The organism is Flavobacterium sp. LC2016-23 (assembly GCF_009674775.1).
In the GTDB taxonomy this organism is placed as follows: domain Bacteria; phylum Bacteroidota; class Bacteroidia; order Flavobacteriales; family Flavobacteriaceae; genus Flavobacterium.
Window position 1 is genome coordinate 30486 of sequence record NZ_WKKE01000014.1, and the last position, 26730, is coordinate 57215.

23 protein-coding genes are annotated in these 26730 nt (G+C 36.3%); 13 read left to right on the forward strand and 10 right to left on the reverse strand.

Going from position 1 to position 26730, the window contains the following annotated elements; translation table 11 throughout:
- Positions 1-62 precede the first annotated feature (62 nt).
- The 13 genes from GJU43_RS13100 to GJU43_RS13160 all read left to right on the forward strand — a co-directional run bounded on the left by GJU43_RS13100 (position 63) and on the right by GJU43_RS13160 (position 13340).
- A complete protein-coding gene (locus GJU43_RS13100; protein ID WP_154341203.1) occupies positions 63-944 on the forward strand; it encodes an AraC family transcriptional regulator in 882 nt (293 codons plus the stop codon).
- A gap of 296 nt (positions 945-1240) precedes the next feature.
- Positions 1241-1714, forward strand: coding sequence for a Dps family protein (locus GJU43_RS13105; protein WP_154341204.1), 474 nt, complete (start codon positions 1241-1243; stop codon positions 1712-1714).
- A 46-nt stretch (positions 1715-1760) separates the two neighbouring features.
- Complete coding sequence (locus GJU43_RS13110; protein WP_154341205.1) at positions 1761-2456, forward strand: LytTR family DNA-binding domain-containing protein; 696 nt, start codon at positions 1761-1763, stop codon at positions 2454-2456.
- A gap of 82 nt (positions 2457-2538) precedes the next feature.
- A complete protein-coding gene (locus tag GJU43_RS13115; protein ID WP_154341206.1) occupies positions 2539-4752 on the forward strand; it encodes a hybrid sensor histidine kinase/response regulator in 2214 nt (737 codons plus the stop codon).
- Positions 4753-4756: 4 nt separating this feature from the next.
- A complete protein-coding gene (locus tag GJU43_RS13120; protein WP_154341207.1) occupies positions 4757-5815 on the forward strand; it encodes an NADH:flavin oxidoreductase/NADH oxidase in 1059 nt (352 codons plus the stop codon).
- Positions 5816-5836: 21 nt separating this feature from the next.
- Positions 5837-6388, forward strand: coding sequence for an antibiotic biosynthesis monooxygenase (locus GJU43_RS13125; RefSeq protein WP_154341208.1), 552 nt, complete (start codon positions 5837-5839; stop codon positions 6386-6388).
- Positions 6389-6643: 255 nt separating this feature from the next.
- A complete protein-coding gene (locus tag GJU43_RS13130; protein WP_154341209.1) occupies positions 6644-7690 on the forward strand; it encodes a cupin domain-containing protein in 1047 nt (348 codons plus the stop codon).
- 5 nt (positions 7691-7695) lie between these two features.
- A complete protein-coding gene (locus GJU43_RS13135) occupies positions 7696-8394 on the forward strand; it encodes a YoaK family protein (protein ID WP_154341210.1) in 699 nt (232 codons plus the stop codon).
- 94 nt (positions 8395-8488) lie between these two features.
- The gene (locus tag GJU43_RS13140) at positions 8489-8860 is read left to right on the forward strand and encodes a redoxin domain-containing protein (RefSeq protein WP_370455619.1); all 372 of its coding nucleotides are present in this window, start codon (positions 8489-8491) and stop codon (positions 8858-8860) included.
- Between the two features lie 2 nt (positions 8861-8862).
- A complete protein-coding gene (locus GJU43_RS13145; RefSeq protein WP_154341211.1) occupies positions 8863-9378 on the forward strand; it encodes a thioredoxin domain-containing protein in 516 nt (171 codons plus the stop codon).
- A gap of 115 nt (positions 9379-9493) precedes the next feature.
- Positions 9494-10366 (forward strand): formate dehydrogenase accessory sulfurtransferase FdhD, encoded by an 873-nt coding sequence (gene fdhD, locus GJU43_RS13150; RefSeq protein ID WP_154341212.1) that lies wholly within the window; start codon positions 9494-9496, stop codon positions 10364-10366.
- Positions 10367-10415: 49 nt separating this feature from the next.
- On the forward strand, positions 10416-12782 hold the full coding sequence (locus GJU43_RS13155) for an FdhF/YdeP family oxidoreductase (RefSeq protein WP_154341213.1): 2367 nt from the start codon (positions 10416-10418) through the stop codon (positions 12780-12782).
- Positions 12783-12962: 180 nt separating this feature from the next.
- Positions 12963-13340, forward strand: a complete 378-nt coding sequence (locus GJU43_RS13160) for a hypothetical protein (RefSeq protein ID WP_154341214.1) — start codon at positions 12963-12965, stop codon at positions 13338-13340.
- Positions 13341-13589: 249 nt separating this feature from the next.
- Here the strand turns inward: GJU43_RS13160 and GJU43_RS13165 are convergent, their stop codons facing one another.
- From GJU43_RS13165 to GJU43_RS13210, 10 genes are all read right to left on the reverse strand, one after another.
- The gene (locus GJU43_RS13165) at positions 13590-14693 is read right to left on the reverse strand and encodes an alkene reductase (RefSeq protein ID WP_154341215.1); all 1104 of its coding nucleotides are present in this window, start codon (positions 14691-14693) and stop codon (positions 13590-13592) included.
- A gap of 74 nt (positions 14694-14767) precedes the next feature.
- Positions 14768-15724, reverse strand: coding sequence for a polysaccharide deacetylase family protein (locus tag GJU43_RS13170; protein ID WP_154341216.1), 957 nt, complete (start codon positions 15722-15724; stop codon positions 14768-14770).
- A 12-nt stretch (positions 15725-15736) separates the two neighbouring features.
- Positions 15737-16228, reverse strand: coding sequence for a nuclear transport factor 2 family protein (locus GJU43_RS13175; protein WP_154341217.1), 492 nt, complete (start codon positions 16226-16228; stop codon positions 15737-15739).
- 34 nt (positions 16229-16262) lie between these two features.
- Positions 16263-17636, reverse strand: coding sequence for an alginate export family protein (locus GJU43_RS13180; RefSeq protein WP_154341218.1), 1374 nt, complete (start codon positions 17634-17636; stop codon positions 16263-16265).
- Between the two features lie 35 nt (positions 17637-17671).
- Entirely contained in the window at positions 17672-18691 is a 1020-nt protein-coding gene (locus GJU43_RS13185) for an MBL fold metallo-hydrolase (protein ID WP_154341219.1), read from the reverse strand.
- A 41-nt stretch (positions 18692-18732) separates the two neighbouring features.
- Positions 18733-20496 carry an amidohydrolase gene (locus GJU43_RS13190; RefSeq protein ID WP_154341220.1) on the reverse strand — a complete coding sequence of 588 codons (1764 nt, stop codon included), beginning with the start codon at positions 20494-20496 and terminating at the stop codon, positions 18733-18735.
- Positions 20497-20504: 8 nt separating this feature from the next.
- On the reverse strand, positions 20505-21524 hold the full coding sequence (locus tag GJU43_RS13195) for an alpha/beta fold hydrolase (protein ID WP_154341221.1): 1020 nt from the start codon (positions 21522-21524) through the stop codon (positions 20505-20507).
- 45 nt (positions 21525-21569) lie between these two features.
- Positions 21570-22358 (reverse strand): alpha/beta hydrolase, encoded by a 789-nt coding sequence (locus GJU43_RS13200; protein ID WP_154341222.1) that lies wholly within the window; start codon positions 22356-22358, stop codon positions 21570-21572.
- A 236-nt stretch (positions 22359-22594) separates the two neighbouring features.
- Positions 22595-24544 carry a sigma 54-interacting response regulator gene (locus GJU43_RS13205; RefSeq protein WP_154341223.1) on the reverse strand — a complete coding sequence of 650 codons (1950 nt, stop codon included), beginning with the start codon at positions 24542-24544 and terminating at the stop codon, positions 22595-22597.
- 14 nt (positions 24545-24558) lie between these two features.
- Positions 24559-26169, reverse strand: coding sequence for a sensor histidine kinase (locus tag GJU43_RS13210; RefSeq protein ID WP_154341224.1), 1611 nt, complete (start codon positions 26167-26169; stop codon positions 24559-24561).
- Between the last annotated feature and the right edge of the window lie 561 nt (positions 26170-26730).

A 26730-nucleotide genomic window follows, 5' to 3' on the forward strand; every position in this document is an offset into this window, starting at 1 on the left:
ATTATTCAAAAACGATTTTTTATTATTCAAAAACGATTTTTCAGCCTACTTTTACTATTACTATGTCAAAAAGCACTTTCAAACATTCATTTTCTTTATTGAACATTGATTATGTGAAACTGAATAAAAAATGGAATTTCAACAATGTAATCAGTCCTTATTACCGGCTTTATTACATTGATGAAGGAATGGGATCTATTTCTCACAGTTCCGACAAGTTGATTTTAGAACCTGGTTATTTGTATCTTATTCCTAGTTTTACCATTTGTAATTTGAATTGCGAGGAATATTTGAGTCAATATTTCATTCATTTTTTTGAGGAATCTCCTGATGGAATTTCTTTGTTTAATCAAAATAAAAATGTGATGAAATTGCCCGCCACGGAAACTGACATTGTTCTTATCAAACAAATGCTGCGGGAAAATCCCAGAAGAGGAATTAACAGGTCTGACAATCCTAAAGTATATGAAAAAGAAGTTTATTACAAGGAATACCAATCCCTTAACAATCAACTCAAACCGCACCTCATCTTTGAAAATCAGGGGACATTACTTTTATTGATTTCAAGATTTTTGAATACTAAAAGTTTCAAACAAAACACTCCGCAAAACACTCCCTCAAAAATTCTGGATACGATGAGTTATATTCAACTTCATTTAGGCGAGAATTTAACTGTGGTAGAATTAGCCAAAAGAGTGAATCAAAATAAGGATTATTTTTCGAAACAATTTCTACTTCATAACGGACAGCGACCTTTAAATTATATTCACGAAAAAAAGATCGAAAGAGCACAATACCTTATTGCCACAACAAACAAGAGTCTTCTTGAAATAGCCTTAGATACCGGTTTCTCAAACTTACCGCACTTTTCAAAAATATTCAGGAAAATAGTGCGTATTACTCCCGGAAAATATCGTCATCAAAATAATAAACTTTCCTTGTGATTCTATTGGATTTACAAAATAATTCATAAACACTATGGAAACCTCTAAAAAAACTAAGCTTTTTCTTTTGTAATTCTTCACCTTAAAAAACACATCTCCCAAAAAATTGAATATATGGCTACAGGAACATCAACAATAAGCAACTAAATAACTTATAGTCTTAATAATTAACAAATACCTTTTTCAACGACTGTTTTTGCCTTTCTATCGAAATACAAATACTCTGCAGCGGTTTTCTAATGACCTTTACGTAAGAAAACAAAGCAATAGTGCTTATAACTAAAAACCTTACTATTATGAAAGCAACAATTGGTATTACAGAAAAAAACACAGCCGCTGTTTCTAATGAATTGACAAAATTATTAGCCGATGAATTTGTACTTTATACTAAAACCAGAAATGCGCACTGGAACGTAACAGGAGATAATTTTCATGCGAATCACATTTTCTTTGAAAATCAATACAAACAATTAGATGAAATTATAGACAGTGTTGCGGAACGTATTCGTAAAATTGGACACTACGCACCCGCAACATTAAAAACCTATCTTGAACTTACGCATCTTACGGAATACAGCGAAAGAACAAACGACGGCTTAGGTTTTATGAAAGACCTATTGAAAGACCATGAAAGTATTATTGAATTTATCCGCGGAAACATAACTCCTTTTGCCAATGATTACAAAGATTATGGCTCAAGCGATTTTATTACCGGATTAATAGAAATACATGAAGAAATGGCCTGGATGATCCGTTCTTACTTTAGATAAATAACAGGGAATAAGTATATTTGTCTAAACCAAAAACCAGATACCCATGAAAGCGTTAATTGTTGATGACAATGATATTGCAAGAACCACTTTATCTCACCTGGCCCGACAAGTTCCCAATCTTACTGTTGTAAATGAGTATTGTAATGCCATGGAGGCATATCATCATTTACAGGAAAATCACATAGACCTGATATTTCTGGATATTGAAATGCCTGAAATGACCGGAATCGAATTGACAAAAAATTTATCGGGCAAAGATATTATCATCATTTTTACATCTTCTAAAAAAGAATATGCGCTGGAAGCATTTGAATTGAATATCGCAGATTATATTCTAAAACCGGTTACCCCTGCAAGATTTTTACAGGCAGTAAGTAAAGCGCAGTCTATAATCGAAAGCCGAAAAGAAAATGTACAATTCAGTAAAGAAGAATTTTTATTTGTCAGGGATTCTAATATTACAAGACGCTTAAAACTGGACGATATTTTTTATGCCGAAGCAATGGGCGACTATGTAAAGTTTTATACTAAGGAAAAAATGTTTGCCATACATGGTAAAATGAAAACTGCCGAGGAACGTCTCCCAAAAGATGATTTCATTAGAGTACATCGTTCTTACATCGTTTCTATAAGTAAAATTGACACTTTACAAGATGGCGGTATTATGATTAATAAAAAATTTATTCCCGTTGCCGATGCTTACCGAAAAGCTCTTAACAAAAGAATGAATGTTTTTTAAAAAGCATCTTTCATCCTGTTGCATAAAGTTCTAATCTTTTACCTCATTCAAATAAGGTAAACAATTCATTTACAATTATTTTATGATAAATACATCTACTGTAATGGGTAACAAACGCTTTAGCTATTTTATAATAAGCAGTTTTATTTTGTGCAGTATATTACTGATTGCTGTACAACTAAATTCGGCCAAAAATACTAAAGAACTCATCAGAAACAACAACACACTCTTAAACGAACTGCGTTCAAGCAATCATCTCAGGGAAATTGACCGCGATATTTTGGGAGTCGAAAGCAGGATCAGGGCTTCAATTGCCACCAACGATACCACACATTTAGAAGGTATTGATCAGAAAATTAAACAGATTAGAAATTTTCTTGATTCGTTATCTGTAGATAATGAAGACCCTGAAGAAGAAAAATTAATACAAAGACTGGGAGTTCTGGCGCAGGATAAGATGAAGACAAAAGGAAAACTTTTGCACCGCTATGACTCTTTGGGAAATATGGATGACGAAAGTTCAATCGTAAACCCGCAGGCACGAATTATTTCTAATGAAATTACAGATATTACAGCTAAAATTTATCACAAACGTCAGCTGCGTATGGTTGAGCTCAGTAATTTAAGTCAGGAAATGGGCCGTAGAGCAAAATTGTATGACATTTCATTGTTGGTTTTATTAATTGCAAGCGGTGCCGTTATAGGGTATCATATCATGCGCCAATTCAGAAGACAGCATTTTCTGATTAAGGAACTGGACATTGCAGAAAAAAAAGCATCTGTTGCCGCCCAGACCAAGGAAAATTTCCTGGCCAACATGAGCCACGAAATCAGAACACCTCTCAGCGGTATTTTGGGATTTACCAATTTGCTGCAGAAAAGAACCCTGGATGAAACTTCAACCGAATTTGTAACTTCTATTCAACGTTCCGGCGAAAATTTAATGAACATTATTAATGACATACTTGATTTATCTAAAATCGAAGCAGGAATGATGCGTATCACACCCGGTATTTTCAGCATCAATGGATTAGTAGATTCTGTTGAAACGCTTTTTTCAGAACGGGTAAAAGAAAAAAGATTAACCATTTCCAGCAAAGTTGAAACATCAATACCCGATACATTGACTGGTGATGCTACCAGACTGACACAAATATTAGTAAACCTTATCGGTAACGCCATAAAATTTACACATCAGGGAACCGTAAGCATTGAAGTTTATAACAAACAGCAAAGTGAAAATCGAATCACACTGGGTTTCAAAATTACGGATACCGGAATTGGAATTGATAAGGAAAAATTAACCGAAGTGTTTGAAAGGTTTAATCAGGGTGAAGACTCTACAACCCGAAATTACGGCGGAACAGGATTGGGATTATCGATTGTAAAAAGGCTTATTTTATTGCAGGATGGGGATATCGAAGTAAGCAGTGAACAGGGAAAAGGAACCTCTTTTAATTTTTACATTCCATATGGAATTGCCAAAGAACAGCTTAATTCAGTACCTGTTGCGAATATTGGGCACTTTAAAGACATATCCAGTACCGCTTTGAGAGTTTTGGTTGTTGATGACAATGCGATCAATCAGAGTTTAATGAAACATTTACTCTCACAATGGAATGTTAATTTTGATATGGCGTCTAATGGTTTGGAAGCGGTTGAATACCTTAGAAAAAAAGATTGTGATCTCGTTTTAATGGATTTACAAATGCCTCAAATGGACGGATATACGGCTGTTCAGCAGATTCGTGAAATCTTAAAACTGGATATTCCGATAATTGCCATGACGGCACATGCCCTGCCCGGCGAAAGAGAAAAATGTCTCAGCCGGGGGATGAATGAATACATTTCGAAACCTATAAAAGAGGAAGAACTTTTCAAACTGATTGCTAATTTTGGATTGAAAGAATTAAAATCAGAGGAAGTAAAAGTCCCGGAATCCAATCCTGTTTTTCAACACATTGATCTTACCTATATGAAGTCCGTAAGCGGTGGAAATAAAAACTTTGAACAAACGGTAGCCACTCAATTTATTGAGAATGTGCCCGCACATTTGGAACAGCTTAGCTCAGCTTATCAAAATGATGATTTTAAGATGGTAAAACTAAGAGCGCACGATTTAAAATCAAGTGCTGCCATTATGGGTTTACAGGCTATTTTAGAAGAAAAACTGGATCTTCTTGAAGTATCTTGTGATAAAAACACTATCACAGAAAGTACGCTGGAAAATGTAAAAAATATACTAACTGAAGCTGTTTTTGAAGCTAAAATACTTTTAAAACAATTAAAAAAATAAAGAAATGGATTTATTCTCACCAATAAAACTGCGTAATCTTACCCTGAAAAACAGGATTGTATTATCTCCTATGCAACAATACAGCGCCCAGGACGGAATACCTAACAACTGGCATTTAGTACATCTAGGAAGTCGCGCTGTCGGAGGAGCCGGATTAATTCTGACCGAATGTACAGCAGTTTCTCCAGAAGGATTAGCAACCCTGTATGATGTCGGAATCTGGAATGAGCAGCAGCAAAATGCCTGGAAAAACATTGTAGATTTCGTTCATCAGCAAGATGCTAAAGTGGGAATTCAGTTATGGCATTCCGGAGCCAAAGGAAGTCTTCATCATCCAAATGAGCGAATGAAACCGCTTACGAAGGAAGAAGGCGGCTGGGTCGTAAAATCATCTTCTGCGACAGAAGTTAACGGAGTCGTAACCCAGGCATTTACTATTGCCGAAATTCAGGAACTTAAAACCTCTTTTATAAAAGCGGCACTGCGCGCAGTCGATGCAGGATTTGATGCTATTGAAGTGCATGCCGGACACGGCTATTTGTTCCAACAATTTTACTCGGAAGTTGTCAATCAACGCACGGATGAATATGGAGGAAATTTCGAAAACAGAATCCGTTTTTTAGTAGAAACAGTTCAGGAAATCAGAAAAGTAATTCCCGAAAGTATGCCCATTATGGTTAGAATTTCAGCGGTTGATTATATAGAAACTGCTCTGGGATGGACTTTAGATGACAGCGTTGCACTTTCAAAAATATTAAAAGAAAATGGGGTTGATTTCATAACGGCATCCGGAGGAGGATTTACAAATGTGAGTAAGGATAAAGTCTATCCCGGTTATCAGGTTCCGTTTGCAGAAAAAATCAAAGAGGAAACAGGCATTTTAACCGGAGCCGTCGGAATGATTACGAAAGCTGAACAGGCAAATGCAATTATCGCTAACAATCAAGCCGATTTAGTATTTATTGCCAGAGAACATTTGCGCAATCCTTATTTTAGCATACACGCTGCCAAGGAATTAGAAATGGATATAGAAATTCCGTGGCAGTATAAAAGAGCTTTTTAATCACATTAAACAAATAGTATTATGGAAAATCAAGGTGCTTCTGTTGTTATCAGCCACCATATTCTGGACGGAAAAGAGCAGGAATATGAAAAATGGCTGGATGAAATTGTTCCTGTGACCAGACATTCAAAAGGTTTTATTGATCTTCAGATTGTGCGGCCCATTCCCCACTTAACTTTTGTTTACACAGTTATTATCCGGTTTGACAGTATCGATAATCTTAAAAACTGGATGAAATCTGACAACAGGAAATTACTGATCGAAAAAGCAAATCCGTTATTTAGAAAAAATGACAACTATCAGATAAAATCCGGTTTGGATTTCCTTTTTAATACTGAAAACGAAGGAAAAAAGGTTCCGCTTCGCTGGAAACAATTTTTGGTAACCTGGTCGGCTATTTATCCATTATCACTGGCAATTCCATTACTGGTAATTCCTGTTTTAAGATTTCTGCAAATTCCTCCCAATCATTATTTTGATGCTTTGCTAAATTCAGGTTTCATCGTCTTTTTAATGGTATTTGTAGTTATGCCGAATTATACCGTACTTATTAAAAAATGGCTCTACAGATAAAGAAATACATCCTTTACTATAAAATAGAAAATCACTGTCGCATGCAGTGATTTTTTGTTTTAAGATCTAATAAACAAGTAATATGTAGTAGAAATTCCCACATGATTTCCACATGATTTCATTAGAAGTTTCTATCAATAAACTCACCGACACTTTTTGCCCATCTGACGAATTCAACATATAAATCCTGTATATCTTCAATAGCTTTACAATAGAATTAAAAACCAGTATAATTAATCACTTAAAGCTATTATTATGAACACCGAACCACTAAGTTTTAAATACGAGTTAGAAAAGAAAAAACCACGCACCAATGATGGCGGCACAACAAGAGGAGCTTCTGTAAAAGATTTTCCTGCATCAATTGGCATCGCAGGGGTTTCAATGCGACTACAGCCGGGAAGCATGCGCGAACTGCACTGGCATGCAAATGCAGCAGAATGGGCTTATGTTATTTCGGGAACTGTACGCACAACCATTATTCATCCAGACGGTCATAGTTATACTGATAATTTTGAGCCGGGAGATGTATGGTATTTTCCAAAAGGATACGGGCATTCTATACAGGCAACAGGAACAGAGGAATGTCATTTTATTTTAATATTTGATAATGGCAATTTTTCTGAAGATCATACGTTTAGTGTTACCGATTTTATTTCTTGTATGCCTCCTGAAATTGTCGCTCAAAATCTAGGAATTACATTAGAAGAAGTTGCCGCGTTACCTCAAAAAGAAGCCTATTTTGCAACCGGAATTGTTCCTGACGAATTATCTTTTAACACCGCTTCCCGTTCTGAAGAATCTGATATCCAATTGACGAATTTACACCGCTATCCACTGCATTCTCAGCAGCCAAGAATAATTCCTGGCGGCGGTCTGCAGCGATTAGTAACAAGCAAAGAATTTCCTGTCAGTACTACAATGTCAGGATCAATAATAGAATTACAGCCCGGGGCTTTAAGAGAAATGCACTGGCACCCAAATGCAGACGAATGGCAGTATTATATTTCAGGCCAGGCGGAAATGTCTGTGTTTTTAGCGGAAAGTACAGTAGTCACTGAGCAATTTAACGCTGGAGATGTGGGGTATGTACCAATGGGTGCCGGGCATTACATTAAAAATACCGGAGATAAGGTCTGCAAAATCTTAATCGGATTTAACAGCGGCGTTTATCAATCTATTGATTTGAGCGAATGGATTGCAGGTAATCCTAAAGATGTTATCGTAACAAATTTTGGTCTCGCGGAAGGTGAGATAGAAAAATTTCCAGAGCGCAAATTATTTATTCAACCTAAAAAATAATCATTTTGTTTTCCCAAACAGAATTTACAATCACACCTGATCAAATCAGGACACAGGAGAAACTAGCAGTATTCCTTGCTTTCATCGCCGGATATCTGGATGCTGTCGGAATTTTAAAATGGAAAATTTACGTTTCTTTTATGAGTGGGAATACAACACAATTAGGAGTCGCCCTTTCTAGTGGTAAATTGGTGGTAATGATTACAACATTTGCTGTAATTGCCTGTTTTATGCTCGGAATTTATGCAGGTACATGCTTATCGCTGTGGAAAAATTCTAAAACTCAGACACTGCCTTTTTACATTGTTTCAGGAATACTGCTTATTTATACCGGAGTAGCACAATATTACAATATAAGCATTGTATTGTCGATCGCTGTAATAGGTTTTTCAACAGGAGTTATGAATACGATCGTAACTTCGGTAGGCAACCAAAATATAAATACAGATTTCGTTACCGGAACGTTGAATAGTCTGTCCAGAAGCATAGCCATGCTTAGCATGAGCGGTGACCAAACCGATAAAAAACAGTATAAAATAAATGCTATGCGTTTATCCCTCTTGTGGATAGGTTTTATATCCGGAGCTTTTACTTCTCCTTTTGTACTTCCTCGATTAGGAAACTGGACCCTGAGCCTGCCTGCAATAGCATTAGTAATCTGTTCCTTGCTGTTACCAATCAAAAACTTTAACCTTAAAAAATAAATCTTATGCTGAAAAAAAATGAAGTTGCGCCAGATTTTACATTATTTGCAACACCCGATCAAAAAATCACTTTATCAGAATTTAAAGGTAAAATGTGATTTTAGCTTTTTATCCTGCAGACTGGAGTCCGGTCTGCAGCGACCAAATGGCACTTTATAATGAGACAATGAAATATTTTAAAAAATACGATGCTGAAATATTCGGTATTTCCGTAGACAGTAAATGGTGCCACACTGCTTTTTCTCAATCCAGAAATCTGCATTTTCCTTTATTGGCTGATTTCGAACCTAAAGGAGAAATCTCCAAAAAATACGGAGTTTACAATGAAAGTGAAGGCCAATGCAGCCGTGCGCTTTTTGTAATTGATAAAAACGGAATCATACAATGGAATTACCTCTCTCCGACAGCAGTAAATCCGGGAGCAGATGGAATATTAGAAGCTTTAGAAACACTTAAAACGAACTAATTATGTCACTAAAACCAGCGGTTAGTACAACTGACCATACACAAGGAAAAAAAGATGCAGATATCGTAATTGTTGAATATGGAGATTATCAATGTCCGTATTGCGGTGCGGCTTATCCGGTTCTTAAAGAAATCATGAACAAATACGGAAAACAGATACAATTTGTTTTTAGAAACTTTCCATTATCAGAAATGCATCAGTACGCGCGTCCGGCAGCAATAGTTGCAGAAGCGGCTGCACTTCAGGGAAAATTTTGGGAAATGCACGATGCTATTTATGAAAATCAGCAATATTTAAGCGAACCTTTTTTATTGGAATTAGCAGAAAAACTAGAAATTGACAGTCAGCAATTTAATACCGATATCAAAAAACCAGAAGTTGCGGCTAAAATAGATTCCGATTTTGAAAGCGGAATAATGAGCGGTGTAAACGGTACTCCTTCCCTATTTGTTAATGGCAGAAAATTTAACGGTGGTCCGGAAGATTTACTGCAGCTGATGAGCGAAATTGTAAAATAACATTATGCCGGCAAGCAGAATAAAAATCTAATATCAGTCCGTTAATAATGTGTAAAGGTATATTTTATGATTATATTTTTAATTAAATTTACGTAGCAATCTCAATTACATCCTCATGGAAATAAATTATTCGGAATTAGTTTCCATTAAAAACGTAAACATCCAAAGGATAAATGGTACTGAAATCTCTTCTTTTTCAGATACCCTTTCAATCGAAGAACCTCTTGAGATCAGAATATCTTATGGTTCCCGAACAGAGAGAATTCAAAAGAATATTTCAGTAACCATGCGAACTCCGGGCAATGATAGAGAACTGGCAGTTGGTTTTTTATTTACAGAAGGAATTATTGGTTCTTTTGAAGATGTAGAACGGGCCTATCCGGTAGAAATGAATTGTATGTCAAAGAAACAAAACATTGTTCAGGTGGACCTTACTGAAAATTTCAGTCCCAATTTAATGCAGACTGATCGGAATTTCTACACTACCTCCAGCTGTGGTGTCTGCGGTAAAAGTTCGATTCAATCTATAAAAACAGTGAGTCCGTTTGGGAATTTAGTAAAACCAGCACGTACAATTGATGTCACTGTATTTTACACGCTTCCTCAAAAATTAAGAACAGCTCAAAGTGACTTTGCTTCAACCGGGGGTATTCATGCATCAGGGCTTTTTGATATTCAGGGCAATTTGATTCTTTTAACTGAAGATGTAGGAAGGCACAATGCCTTAGACAAATTAATAGGGCAATCGCTGATGAACAAATCGCTGCCCTTAAAGGAGCATATTTTACTTCTGAGCGGAAGAGCAAGTTTTGAATTAATTCAAAAAGCTGCAATGGCAGGAATTTCTGTTATTGCTTCCATTGGTGCTCCGTCTAGTCTTGCGGTAGAACTTGCAAAAGAATTTAATATTACGCTTTTGGGATTTCTGAAAGAAAACAGATTAAACGTATACAGTACATCAGATCAAACTGTAATTACTACCGGTTAAATAATTTTATGATATAGCATCATGCACTACCAATTAAATAAAAAATGCAATGAAGGAAGATCAAGAACGAAACACAGATAATTTGGCCAGTAAATTACCTGACGCGGAAAATCCATACCAGCTTTCAAAACTTAAATTAACAAAAGTAGAAAAATGGGCTGCCGGCGTTCCCGCTGTCATGGCCGCAGTAAGTGATCTTATTGAAGACAAAGCAGTTCTCAGAGGCGGCAAAGCTTTGTTTAAGATGAATCAAAAAGGTGGTTTTGACTGCTCTAGCTGTGCGTGGCCAGATCCTGATGATGATCGATCTCCTTTGGGCGAATATTGTGAAAACGGGGCCAAAGCTTTAGCTGAAGAAGCTACAACTAAAAAAGTTACTGCTGATTTCTTTAAAGCAAACGCTGTTTACAGTCTTTCAAAATTAGACGATTACCAAATTGGAAAAATGGGAAGGCTCACGGAGCCGATGTATTTACCAGTTGGAGGAACACATTATCAGCCTATCAGCTGGGATGATGCTTTTGCAAAAATTGCTTCTCACTTAAATGCACTGGAATCTCCTGATGAAGCCGCTTTTTATACTTCGGGAAGAACCAGTAATGAGGCTTCTTTTCTTTATCAGCTTTTTGCAAAAGAATTCGGAACTAACAACATGCCGGATTGTTCTAATATGTGTCATGAAACCTCCGGAACTGCTTTGAAAACCACAATCGGCATCGGGAAAGGAACGGTGACTTTAGAAGATTTTTATGATACGGATGTCATTGTCATAATCGGACAAAATCCCGGAACTAATGCCCCCCGAATGCTGAGCGCTTTAGAAAAAGGCAAAAAAAACGGAGCAAAAATCATTGCTGTCAATCCGCTGCCTGAAGCTGGTTTAATGGGATTTCATAATCCGCAGGCGATAAAAGGAATTCTAGGTTCAGGCGGAAAACTTGCTGATCTTTTCCTTCCGATAAAAATAAACGGCGATATGGCATTACTAAAAGCCATTGAACTATTATTAATTGAATTGGAAAAGAAAAACCCGGGTGAAGTTTTTGATCAGGAATTCATCAAAAACAAGACAACCGGTTTTGAAAGTTTTGAGAAACAATTTGAAAATTTAGATTTAGATCAGCTCGCATTTCTTTCCGGTGTTCCTAAAAATTTAATTATTGAAGCTGCAGAAATTATAGCTTTTAAAAAGAGAATTATTGTCTGTTGGGGAATGGGCCTTACGCAGCAGCCCAATGGTGTAGACATGATCAGAGAGATCGTTAATATTTTACTGATTAAAGGAAGTATTGGAAAACCGGGTGCTGGTGTATGTCCTGTACGCGGGCACAGTAACGTTCAGGGCAACAGAACGATGCTTATTGATGAAAAGCCTACCAATGAACAATTAGACCGACTGCAGGCTTATTTCGGTTTTAATCCACCCAGAACTCACGGCTATGATGTTGTGGAAACTATAAAAGCAATACACGAGGAGAAGGTGAAATTTCTTTTTTGCATGGGAGGAAATTTTCTGTCTGCAGCACCAGATACCACTTACACCGCGGAAGCATTCAGAAAATTAAAACTGCTGGTATGCGTATCAACAAAACTCAACAGAGGACATCTGATACATGGAAAAGAATCTCTTATACTTCCTACTCTTTCTCGAAGTGATATGGATGTTATAAATAATGAAGTACAGATTATCAGTACCGAAAATTCTATGGGTGTGGTACAGTCTTCAAAAGGGGTTCTTACACCTATATCAGATCAATTTATAAACGAAATGCAAATTGTCTGCCGTATGGCTATGGCTACGCTGGGAGAAAAGTCAGTGATTGACTGGAAGCGATATCATGACAGCTATGATGACGTGAGAGAAGCCATAGAAAATTGTATTCCAGGTTTTGAAAATTACAATAGAAGGGTCAGGGAAAAAGGTGGGTTTTATCTTCCAAATGCGCCTCGTCACGGGGAATTTAAAGCTAAAGAATCAGCTGACAGAGCCTCGTTTACGATAACTGAAATTCCGAAGAATGAACTTGGACCAGATGAATACATGATGGCTACAACGCGCACGCACGACCAGTTCAACACCACGATTTATGGCATGGACGATCGATATCGAGGCATCAAAAATGAACGGAGAGTTATTTTTATGAATCAAAAAGATATCGATAAAGCAGGATTAAAAGCTGGTGAAAAAGTAGATTTATTTAACTATGATGATGGTATTGAAAGAATTGCACCTTTATTTGTTATCGTTTCTTATCAAATACCGGAACGAAATACCGTTACCTATTTTCCCGAAACAAATGTTTTAGTTTCTGTAAATAACGTGGTCAGGGAAAGTAATATGCCGGCATCAAAATATGTGAAAATAAAAGTAAAAAAGCATGATCCTTCAGTTTATGAAAAGACAAACAGAATATAACTCCTTTCAATTCAGACAAGTTGTTGCACAGGAACGTTTCGTCGGGGCTCTCAAGGAATCAATATGAAAAATTATAGATCAAGAGCTAATTTTAAAATTAAAAGCCTTTAAAATCATAATCTTTACCCAATTTTCATAGTAATGACTTTCAGAAGGTTATCTTTAGTAAAATATAAAATTATGTCAGATAAAAACAAAAAGTCGTTTGGAGTTTGGATGGATTCACACAACGCAATAGTCGTAGGTAAAGAAAATGTTGATAATGGAGAGTTTATTGTACTGGGACATGTAAAAAATGCAGGACCAGATAATAATTCAAATGAAAAAAATTCAAATAATCAGGAAATCAGCTTAACGCAAAAATTTTTCAAGGAAATTGCGGGCAAGATGCCTAACATTGATCAAATTCACATTACAGGAACGGGACAAAGTCAAGAACAATTTATTAAATTTTTGGCTGAATCCCCACAGTATAAAAATGCAGTATCCAGCGAAAGCACCTCTAACAAAATGAGTGATGAAAATCTGACTGCATACATTACAGAATATTTTAACTAGATCTTTTCCTCTAAATTAAAAGATAAAGCCTTTGGTATAATGACCGAAGGCTTTATTTTTTGTGCCATAAATAATCGAGAGCAAATACTAGTAGATAATAATTTTCATATTTACCCTGATCTAAGCATAACTTTGAAGAACATTCTTATTTAAAACTTAACTTTACATTACCAAATCCTGAACGCACCTATTTGTGACTGTACTCGTTAGATTAGCTGTTGCATCTTTTCGATTTTGGTCTTATTAAATTCAAAAAAAGGGATAATCAGTATAACCTCGCGCTTCGCCTCCTCCAAATAAAGTATGATTATCTGAAATCTTGTTTAAGCCTAAATTCTGTTTTACTCTAAGAGGATAATCAGGATTGGCTAAAAAATTTCGTCCAAAGCCAATTAAATCAACTAAATTATCTTCAAGTAAATTTTCACCTTCGCCGGGAGTTTTGTTACCTGTTGCAATGATGGTATTTTTAAACAGATTCCTAAGTTTAACTCTAAAATCAATTGGAATTTGAGGCGCATCATCCCAATCAGCCTCACAAAGATGGATATAGGCTACATCAAGCTTGTTTAATTCGGCAGCAGCAAGCATTATGGTTTCCAAAATTTCGGGATCATTCATGTCCTTAAAACTTATAAAGGGTGAAATTCTTATTCCTGTTTTTTCTTTTCCTATTGTATTTGCAACTGCAGCTGAGATTTCAATCAGCAGGCGAATTCTGTTTTCCATTGTGCCTCCGTACTCATCTGTTCTTTTATTGCTGTTGCTTCTTAAAAACTGATCAATTAAGTAACCGTTTGCACCATGAATTTCAACACCGTCAAAACCCGCTTCAAGGGCATTTTCTGCACCTCTTACAAATTGTTTAATTACGGTATCTATATCGGTTTTGGTCATTTCTCTGGGGGCTTCTGCGGGAATAAAAGTCGCATCTCCATTTGGAGCGCCGTCAAAAATATAAACGCTTGTATTTTGAGCTGTTAATGCCGAAGGAGCCAAAGGCTTCAAACCGTTAACTTTTGAACTGCTGACTCTCCCAACATGCCATAATTGAAGAAATATTCTGCTTCCTTTTTTATGAACTGCATCTGTGATTAATTTCCAGCCTTCAATTTGTTCTGCACTATAAATTCCAGGTGTTCCGGCATAGCCTTTTCCCTGCAAAGAAATCTGGGCAGCTTCTGTAATTATAATGCCAGCCGAACTTCTTTGTGCATAATATTCGGCCATTAAAGCATTGGGGATATCTCCGGGCTGCGAAGCTCTTGAACGCGTCATTGGAGCCATTAAAAAACGGTTTTCTAGTTGAATTCCGTTTAAATCGTACTGTTGAAATAATTTCTGATACTTCATCTTAATTATTATTTTTAATAGGGAATACTTTTAATTTTGCTTTTGGAACCAACTAATAACCGCCTTTAGCAGAATCATTCACGGATGATGCTTTTATCCTCGTAAGCTATTTGGGCAATTTCATCTTTTCGCCTAAAACTAACGCCTTTATGGCGTTGTATATAAGTGATAATTTCTGTCGTTGCTGCCACCATTTGCGGAGTTCCCCCAATACGATCGTGAAAACTGATGGACAGCTGTCTGCGCTTTTTTTCAGACTCTTTGTAGAGCTGGTCAAATTCCATTATAACCTGACGGGCAAACTGGTCTGCACTAAAATTCTTTCCCTCAATTAATACAATATCGTTACAGCGAATGGTGTAAGGAACCACAGCAAAATCATTTCCTTTTACTTTTATTAAAAACGGTTCATCGCGGCTTAAATCATCAATATGATATTTAAAACCCAATTCCTGCAAAATTTCCAATGTATTGGTACCACGTCTGAGCCAATTGGCATTATAACCCACAGGTTCAAAACCGGTTATTTTTTTAATTGCGTCTGCACCATCCTTTATAAACTTTTTTTCGGTTTCGTATGGCATAGAATATTGTGTTGCCCAGTCCATTCCGTGAGCGGCTGCTTCGTGTCCTCTCGCTACAATCTCTTTGGCAAGTTCGGGATTTTTTAATACTGCTGATCCCACCATATGCGAGGTAACTTTGATTCCAAATTTATCCCAGTTGTCCAGCATTCTGGGAATTCCTTCCTTATATCCGTACTGGTACCAAGATTCACCGGGAAGATCAATAAAGCCTTTCTGCATATTTTGCGGAAACGGACTCTCGGCATTTACAGGCTGTCCACCTGCTTCAAACTGCATCGAAACTGACACCAACAAACGTGATCCGTCAGCCCACTTTCCATCCAGACCTGTATCTGTTACTGGTTTCTCTATTTTGAGATCGCTTGCTGGCAATATGTTTACAGGCAGCAAGCCTGCCAGACCTGCCAGACCTGCGTGCTTAATAAATGTTCTTCTGTCCTTCATCTTACTTTTATTTTATTTCAGCGCTTTTTCAATAATTAATGTTTCTTCGTACAATGAAAATTTGGAAACCAGATTGTTTTCTACTGTAATATGAATTGCCAGCGGCATCTTGAAATGTTTACCTGTTTTTTTAACCGTTCTCTGGATAGTTCCAAATACGGCTACTTCATTTCCTTGCAGTAAAAAGGACTGGACTTCTAGTTTTTCACTTCCATCAACAAAATAACTGAACAGCGTTTTGAATAACGCTGCAATCTCTGCACGTTTAGAACGATGTCCTGTCCATGGCATGTATTTAGATTCAAAAATGTACCAGTCTACATTTTCTGAGACCATTGAGGCTATCTTGTCCGGATTTTTGGCGCCAACATATTCAAAAAATTTATCTGCCGTTTGTTTTGTCTGAAGTTCTTGTTCAGAATATTCTTGTGCGTGTACTGGAAAATTAAGCAACAGCATTACTGTTATTAATTTTACTTTTGATACCATTATAAGTCCTTTCATAATAATCCATTTTAATTGTAATTTGCTTTAGATCCTAAAAATGAAGCTGCATGGTAACTCCGGTAAAGAATATATTTTTACCAGTTCCGGATGCTTTGATATAATCTTCTGCTTTAAACCAGGTTGCTTCGAGTCTGAAATAAAGATATTGATTGGGTTCCCATACAATTTCGCTTTCCAGCTGATTTCCTATTTTCTTTTCTCTTGTCGTATCTCCCGGATAAATTAATGATGTATTGGGAGCATAAATCCCGTCGTAGCCGCTATACCTCCAAAACATATCATAATCAATAATCCAATCTACATTTTTGGCAATTTCAAAACTCAAAGAAGGATGAAAATCAATCAAATTGGAAGGTCCGATTACCGATGCCAGTCCAAAATAAGCGCCTCTTGGAAAAAGCGGATTAAAAGTCTGCAGACTTGAATCGCCTTCCTTTTTGTCTCCACTTATTACTTCGGTTTTAAAGCCTATTTCCGGACGAAACTTTACCTCATTAAAGCGGTATCCCCCATTAATGGAAGCTGTCCAGGCATTAATACTTTTTTCTGCTACATCTCCAAACTGGAAAATGGCTTCACCATCATAACGCCAATTTTTTGTCTTTCCCCAAATACGGGTTCCTAATGAATGTCGTTTTTCTTTTCCTCCCGCATCATTAAAAGCTGCATTCGCTCTCTGATAACCCAAATAATACACATCGATATTTTTGACAATTGGTATTTTAGTAAAGACAAAATAACTTCCCCACAGCTGTCTGTCTTTATTCGATTGATCGTCAAAAATACCATCATGTGCCACTACGTAATGGGTATAAAACAAATCAGTTGTAAAATTTTCCCTGCTTACAATTGCTTTAACTCCATCAAAAGACTGTCTGTTATTAGGCCCTTCCCTGACGGCTACCAAACGTTGTGATCCGTAAGAGAGTTCCTGCCTTCCTACTCTTAAAATAAGTCTTTTACTGTCTTCGTCTATCATCTTGAAATCAGCAAATGCCTGATGTATTTCAAGCGGATTTTGTTCCACAGGATTCGGATCAATTCGTCCGTCTGCCGCACTGCTCTGGACCTGAACAAAAGTCCTGAAGTACTTTCCCGCATGAAAATCGGCGTGAAACAAATATCTGCCTAAAACATAACCATCGTTATCCTGCGGTCCGTCTCCCCAATTTTCATTTTTAGCATAGAAATACTGAAACCGTATATCGCCCCCAAAACTGATATAGACTTTTTTAGAAGAAGAAACAGGCAGGAATTTCATTGTTTTATACCAATCATTGCTTACGGTATCATTCTCCAGAAAACTATAATTTTCATCAAACCGGAGTGATTTAAAATCAGGATAACGTTGTGCAGATCCTGATATTGAAATCAACAAAACCAGTAATAATATCTTGTTTCTCATCAATCAAATTTTAAGATTACTATCTGATTTACTGTTTATTTAGTTTCGTTTTGTTTGATATCCTTGTATGCATTGGGAATATTGAAATTAAAATGCAGCCAGTTAAAAAGTTCATAGCCTTTGTCGAATTCCTTCATGGTTACAGCAGCTTTGGTTTCGTCTAAAGTGAGTCCTTTTTTCACAGCATTTTCAACATTGGCCTGCAAAACGGTTACATAATCGATCGTGTATTTAATTCCGGCTTTATTGGTAATGCGTCCGTGTCCGGGCACTACAATATCTTTATCCGAAATCATATTGTAAATTTTGTTCAGGTTTTGAACCGGTTCTAAAAAATAACCGTCAAACAGCCACGGAATAGCCGGGCTTTCGGCAATAAAAGGATTTCCTGCCCACAATACATTTCCGGAAGCCGATTTCAGATATACAAAAAGATCTGCCGGAGACTGTGCCGTTCCTACATTGATGATTTCTACAATTTTGCCGCCGCCCAAATCAAGTTTTAGGCTTTGATTTACCGAAATAGTAAGATCAGCGGGACGATATACACTTTGCTCTATCCCGCGGTCTTTTCCAAAAAGCATGATCATAAATTGTTTAATTCCTTCATAATTCTTTGCAAGGTTTTCTTTGCAGAATTCGTTTTGTATTAAAATGGTTTCTTTTGGAAGCAGATAATTTCCAAAACAATGATCTCCGTGATCACTTGTATTTACAGCATAAACAATAGGTTTTGGGGTAACAGAACGAATTAATTTATACAATTGGTCGTACAACCTTTTGCTTAACATGGTTTCGATCAACAAAACTCCTTTATCTCCTACAATAAACCCCGCAGAAGTAGCCTGCGGAATTCCTTTTGTAGTTTCGGTTTCGGTTGTTGATGGCGATACGGCATAAACATTTTCAGCTATTTTATGCAACTGTAAGGTTACTTTATTGGCATCCCAAATTGGAACTTCGGGCGGCATAGGCATTTGTGCGGACGTGCTTTGTACTGCGAAAAATGCAAATACACAAAACAACTGTACTAAAAGATGGTTTATATTTTTCATGGTTTATATTTTTACATCAATCTGATGATGGTATTTGATTTCTATTTTTGATACCCTCCAAAATATTTTACAGGAGACCAATCCGGGATTACCGCAGGAATCTGCGGATTTAGTTCTTTATATTCTGCGGAAGCGAAAACAATTTTACCATTAACAACTGTCAGTACCGATTCGATTTTACGAACATCATCCGGTTTAACTGAAAAATAATCGTCTGATAAAATCGCCATATCGGCGTACATTCCTTTTATTAATTTTCCTTTGTCTTTTTCTTCGCCGGAGAACCAGGCGCTTCCAGAAGTATATAATTGTAAAGCGGTGAATTTGTCTAAAGTCTGGTCTTTAGGCCAGAACTGCATACCGCCAATTGTTTTTCCTGTCAGCAGCCAGTGCAATGACATCCACGGATTGAATGTTGAAATTCGGGTAGCATCTGTTCCTGCTCCAACCGGAATACCCATTTCGAGCATTTTTTTTATTGGAGGAAGCTGCTTTTTTGGAGCTCCGTACAATTTATTATATAATTCACCCTGGTAATACATTCTAAACTGTACTGCAATACCGCCTCCTAATTTTTTGACACGTTCTAATTCTGGTGGTGTAATGGTTTCTGCATGATCAAAAAACCAGCGTAATCCGTTAAACGGAATTTCCTTGTTTACTTTTTCAAAAACATTCAGCATTCTGTCGATAGATTCGCCGTAAGTTGCATGAAGTCTGAAAGGCCATTTGTTTTTAGCTAATAATCGAATAATCGGTTCGAGATCTTTTTCCATTTCATCAGATAATACGATTCTGGGTTCCAGGAAGTTTTCGAAATCAGCGGCCGAAGCCACGATATTTTCTCCGGCTCCTTCTTCAACATAACCATTTGCCACAATCAGGTTATCATTTTTATTGATTTGAGTTTCTGCAACCCATTTCTCATAATCCTGTAATTCTCTGCCTTTTTGCTGTGCAAATAAGTAATAGGAAATTCTAAGACTCAGTTTATTTTGTTTTGCCAGTTCAAGAGAAGTAACGTAGTCTGCAGGAAAGTTTTGACTTCCGCCGGCAGCATCAATGATACTTGTAAGTCCAAAGCGGTTGAGTTCATGATTATACTGTATCGAACTGTTCAAACGTTCTTCGGGAGTTAGTTTTGTTGTAAGTGCCAAAGTCATGTAAATCGCTTTTGGCGTTTCTTTAGCATACATTAAACCGGTTAAATTTCCTTTATTATCCTGTTCCAGAATACTTCCTTCGTATTTAGTATCTTTTGTATAGCCCAAAACTTCGATCCCTTTTTTATTCAGGAAAGCTTTTCCGTACAAATAGGTAATAAATACAGGTTTATCAGGTACGGCAGCATTTATTTCATCAATTGTTGGCTGTCTTTTTTCTTCAAACTGAAATTCGTTCCAGCCACCAATTACTTTGATCCAAACACCATCCGGAGTTCTTGCTGCTTGTTCTTTCAGCATTTCCATAGCACGTTTTAGGGTTTTTACACCGTCCCATCGCAGCTCAGAATTATAGTTTAATCCTTCACGAATAACGTGCATATGACTGTCATTAAGTCCCGGAATTACTGTTTTCCCTTTGGCATCGATTAATTTTGTCTCTCCCGATTTATACGATGAGAATATTGTTTCCTCTGTTCCGGTGTCCAGAATAATTCCGTCTTTCATTGCAATTGCCTGAACAAACTCCCCTTGTTTCTGCATAGTTGCAATTTTTCCATTATAGATAATCAAATCTGCTTTTTGTTGTGCCAGAGAAATAAATCCGGCAAAAAGGAGCGATGATAACAATAGTTTTTTCATGATCTTAGTTATTTAGCCAGGAAAAAGGCTAGTAAATCTTTTTGCACCTGTGCTGTATTTTCCTGAACAAGCCAGTGGCCAGAACCAGCAATTTTAGATTCAGAAACATTTTCAGCAACTAATTTAGAGTGGTCTTTAAGGAAAGCTGCTGCAAAGTATTCTCCCCCCATTGCTAATAATGGCATTTTTAGTTTTTTCTTCATGAAAATAACATTGTCTTTACCATCCTGATCAAATGCTCCAAACCATTTAAATGCAGCGGTTGTTCCGCCTTCAACAGCATAAGCTCTAATAAATTCTGTAGTTTCTTCCGCAGTAAAAGGATCTTTTACGTGTCCTACTACCGGCCAGAAATTAGTTAAGAATTCTTTTTCTTTTCCTTTTACGATATCTCCGGAAGCAGGCCATCCAAAAAATCCAAACCACCATGCCGATGCCTTCACATTAGACCAAACTGGCTCGACTCCAGGCAAAAGCGCATCCATTAAAGCTATTTTTTTTACACCGTCTCCGTATTGTGCGGCATAAGCATAAGCAACCATAAGCCCGATATCGTGACCTGCCAGATTGATATTTTTGTATCCAAGCTGATTTACCAGTTCGTGAATATCTGATGCCATAGTTTTTTTGTCGTATCCGCTTTCCGGCTTATCAGATTCGCCAACACCTCTTAAATCCGGAGCAATTACAGTAAAATGTTTTGATAATTCTGGTAATAAACGATTCCACATGTACCAGTTCTGGCCAAATCCGTGTACTAAGACCAGCGGATCTCCTTTACCGCCGATAACGTAATGCATTTTGATTCCGTTTACCTCAGCAGTAGCATGTTTAAAATTCGCAGGAGGATTTGCTGGTGTGGCCTGAGCCGTTTCAGTTAATGCTGCAGGTTTTGATTCTGTTACGGAAGTTTCTTCTGTTTTTTTAGTACAGGAAATTAGAGTTAACGACAGAAGTACAAAGGTCAATAAATGGGCTGCACTAATTTTAAAGTTTAAAAAGGCGGTTTTTAATACATTCTTTTTCATAATTTTTAATTTAATTGGTTAATAAATAATTGGTCATTATAAATATTATTCGGGCAGTTTTGCAATCCATTCTTGTATATAGACAGCAATTTCCTGCCAGCCGGGCTGATTTAAAACAAAATGATTTCTTTCGGGGAAAACCTTAAAATCCGTAATCGAATTTTTATGAGTATATTTTTTGTAGTTGGAATAATTGAGCGATTCCGGAATAGTGTGATCTGTTGAGCCGGCAATAAGAAGTAATGGTTCGTGCGGGGCGTGAAAATCTAACTTTGCGGAAGATGTTACGGTATCGCGAACGATTAATTTAGATTCGGGAATAACAGAATCACAATAAGCTTTTTCCTGCCACTCTTCAGGCATTCCGTTTGTAAACGCATACTGCCACTGACTAAAACTCATTAAGAAAGTTTTTTTTGCAGAGGTAAAAAAGCCAAGCGGCCCCCAGCCTGCTTTTAAAAATGAAAATTTAAAAGTCATGATACCTTGAGGAGGAACGGAATGAATGGCAATTGCAGCCGACGCTAAATTACGCTGAAGGAGTATCTGTGCGGTAAGTCCTCCGATAGAGTGACCAATAATAATAGGTTTTTGAGGAAGGTTTTTAGCAACATCCTCAAAATATTCAATTAATTGCGTTAAACGCAGACTCGCAATCTGAGGGTCTGGATGACGATCGCGTAAAACAGTCGCGGGAGCATCTTTATACGGCCACGCCGGAGCGAGAGTTCTAAAGCCTTTGCTTTCAAAAAAGACTTTCCATTCATCCCAGCATCTATGGCTTACAAATGCACCGGTAATAAAAAGTATTGTAGTAGGATTTCCAGTCTGCATAATACATGTTTTAATGTTTATGCCAGAGTTTAAACTAAAAACCGAACCTTTTTAGTAACTAATTAATTTTCAAATACTTAAATAAATTAAATAAAATTCAGAACGACTATATCTCGTCGTAAAACGAAAATATAGCAACTTAATATCGTTTGTTTAATCGTGAATCATTAATGGTGAATGGTAAATAATACAGCTGTCTTAAATCAATTTTAATAACAAGAAATGATAATTCATAATTAAAAATGACTTCTCTTTATCCCTAATTTCTGCATTCTTGACGCTAATGTCGTTGGGGGAAGTCCCAATATTTCTGATGCTCCGCCAGTTCCCCTAATTCTTCCGTTACATTTTTCGAGAACATTTATAATATGTTCTCTTTCATTTTCCTGAATCGTCTTAAAGTACCATTCATTTGACTTGTTATTTATTTTAGTTTCATCAAAAGCCGGAAGCGGAATGTGCTCTATAGTGTCTGTTTTTGCTAAAAGAATACTTCTTTCAATAAGATTTTCAAGTTCACGAATATTCCCAGGCCATTGGTATGCTAAAAGGCCTTTTAACGCATTTTCTGATATTTCTGCTACATTTTTTCCTGTTTTAGAACTATAGACAGCAATAAAATGACGGGCAAGTAAACCTATATCTTCTTTGCGTTCACGCAATGGCGGCAGCTGAATAGGAAATACATTTAACCTGTAATACAAATCTAGTCTGAAACGGCCTTCGGCAACTTCTTTTTCAAGATTACAGTTTGTAGCTGCAATAATCCGCACATTTATTTTTATAGAAACATTTCCTCCAACACGTTCAATTTCTTTTTCCTGAATGGCACGCAATAGTTTGGCCTGCATTTCCAACGGCATATCGCCAATTTCGTCCAGGAATAATGTTCCATTGTCTGCTTGTTCAAACTTGCCTATTCGTCTCTCTGCTGCACCTGTAAAAGATCCTTTTTCATGTCCGAACAATTCAGATTCTATAAGGCTTGGAGGCAGCGCAGAACAGTTAATTTTTACAAACGGCTGATTTTTTCTATTTGAAAGTTGCCGGATACTGTGCGCGATACTTTCTTTTCCGGTGCCGCTTTCTCCGGTAATTAAAACGGTTGTATCTGCAGGAGCAACTTGCAAAATATGATCAAATATTTTTAGCAGAACCGGGCTTTTTCCCACGATGGATTCAAAACCTGCAATTTTTATATTTTTCCCTGTACTGTTATTTACAGGAGAAGAATCTTTTTGGTCTGCTTTTTTATCATGAAGAATCAAATTTTCAATGGCATAAATTAAAGGTTCCTGAAGCCTTTCGCATAATGTTAAATGATTTTTATTGTAATTATTAGACTGTCTGCTGAAAAAAGACAAATAGAGTCCGCCACTTTCGGTAAGAGATAAAGGTACGGGCAGCATGAGATTAGATTTCATATTCATTGAATTTGCAAACATCTTTTTAATTGGTATTTTATCGCAAATTTTTATAAAATCCTGATCATTATAGAAAATCGATTCTGTCTCAACTTTACTTTTACTTCTTAATTCATTTATTTCAGATTCTTTTAGGGCAGTAATGTTCTGTAATTCTTCAATTCCTATTCTTTGATACTCGTGTAAACCGGTTCTGGCATACCCTAATACTTTGTTGGATAATTTATTGTTTATATAAAAAACGGCCATCACAAGATCAAAAGAAATAAGGGACTGTAAAGCAGTGATAATATTAAGCACCCTATCATCCCAGGTACCGCTTTTGGCTACTATTGTTTTTAATTGTTTTTGAAACAAAAGTTCTTTTCGAAGAGAAGATTCAATTCCGTGTTCCTGATGGTATTCTGCAATTTCAATTGTTATTAATAAATCTTTTTCTCTAAATGGTTTTACCAGAAATCCATAAGGATGTGTCAATTTAGCTTTGCTTAAAACTTCCTGATTAGAATTAGCAGAAAGATAAATAAAAGGAATATTATCTTCTTTTAGTATTTCGGCAAGATCAATACCGGTTTCTTTTCCTGAAAGAAAAACATCCAAAAGAACCAATTCTGGTTTTTCCTGAGCAATATAATATCGGGCATCTGTTACAGAGCGTGCCATTCCAATAATAGTATGTCCCGCTTTTTTCAGCATTAATCGCAAATGATTCGCCTCAACGAACTGATCTTCAACAATGAGAATTTTTAGTGGTTTTGCCATTTTACAGAATTAAATTAATGAGGGTTATTTTCACTGAAAGTAAATTCCAAAATTATTTTGGTTCCATTTGAATTGGTTATCAGGAACTTTCCATCGATGTCGGCAGAAAGTCCATGCATTAACTTTATTCCTAATGAAGGATTGTTATAAGGGTCAAAATCAGGTGGAAGTCCAATACCATTATCGCGAATTATTAATACATACTTGTTATTTTCTAAGGCTTTTAGTGAAATACTAATGACTCCGTTTTTATAATCCGGGAAAGCATACTTGATAGCATTTGTTACTGCTTCGTTAAGAATCAGCCCAATTGGAATTGAATGCGATAAAGGCAGATTAAAACTGTCAATTTGCAAAATAATCCGGATTGTATTTCTGATTTCAAATGAATCTTTTAAATATTCAGTTAATTCGAAGATGTAAGATGGCATATCAATTATAGATAAACTCTCTGACTGATACAATTTTTGATGAATTAAAGACATAGCCTGAATCCTGTTCTGACTGTTATTAATGGCCTGAAGTGCTTCTTCATTTTTTAAAAATTCTGTTTGACTTGCCAAAAGCCCAACAACCATATGAAGGTTATTTTTTATTCTATGATGAATTTCTCTTAGCAGCCATTCTTTTTCAACGACCATCTTTTGCAGTGCATTATTTTTTTTATTGATTTCATTCTGTTGCGTTTCGAGTACCTTGTTTGTTTTCTTTTTAAACATAAAACTTTTATAAAGTAATCCCAGAATTATAAGTAAAAGGAAAACAAAAGTGATCATGGAATTACGTAAAAATACCTCGTTTTTAAGTTTGCTTTGCTGCAACAAGGTCTGATTTTTAAGTTTTATAATATCCATGCTTTTCTTTTCTGTTTCATAGATAATATTTAGTCTGGAGGAAATAGGATAAATATCATTTTCTTTAAGATTGGCTGCTTTATAGAAAAATATAGCTTTTTTTAGCGAATTTAGAGAGTTGTGAAAATCTGAGATCGAAAAATACAATTCGCTTATTTCTCTGTAGCAGTCACCACTTCTTTTTTTGTTTCCGGACTTTTCAAATAGAGATGCGGCTTTAAAAATTGGAACTAACCTCTCTTCTATTGGTGCATTGGTGCGCATTTTAGCAGACCAGACCATTACCCATGCTTCTCCCAAATCATCTGTTTGATTTGTTTTAGTTAACGCGTCTATTGCTTTTCTGGCGTTGACTTCTATCATGGGATTGTTATTTCTCAACTCTTGCACCATAGAAAGCTGCAGATAACATTTACCAGCATAAATATTAGAATGAATAGTCTGGCTTATCTGAAGGGCTTCGTCTGCATACTGAAATGCCTTTTCCAATGTTTTAGGATTATTATAAGAAGCTTCATACCAGTCACTGACTTTCAGTAGAATTTTTATTTTATCGATATCTGCTTTTAATCCGCTTAACAATCTCTCCGCTTTTCTAACCTGTTGTTCAGTATAAGGAGGTTCCTTATTAAAATCCTTTTCCAAATCTAACAGACTTTTATCTGCTGTTACAACTTGGTTGGTGTTTTTAAAAAAAGTCAATGCGTTTGCTTCTCCAAATGTAGACCATACAAGGAGAAACAGAACTATTCTGTATTGATTAGAGCGCATTTTCTTAGGGATTAAACTGGATCTACGAAGGTATTGATAATTATGTATTTAAATTTAAAATATTCGAAAATTGACTGCCGACGATATTTCGTTGGCAGTCAATTTTCGAATATGATGTGCTTTTTATAATTATACTTAACATACTTATTTTAAAACAATTACTATTGGATCTGCTAGCTTATTTGTGAACATCTGTCACCACTGACCTTAAAAAAACAGCTCTAGAGAATACGGAACGCATCATACAAAAACGATTCTTCTTTTCCCGTATGGGTAATTATTTTAATGTATCATAATCCTCTAAAGCTTGGTATATAATCTTACTACAATCTGACAAATCAAGCAAAATAATTTTTTATTTTAGAAATTACACAGTAGTTAAATTAGCACAAATCAAATTACAAAATAATTGAATTAAAATTTAGATTGCATTCTACTGAAGCAAGTCGAACATTTATTCAATGTTCGCCCGCAGTGCTCTTAAACACAAAAAGAGTTTTTAGGTAATACCATTTCGCAAATTAAAATTATTTACAATATTTCTAAACAACCTCTTTAACA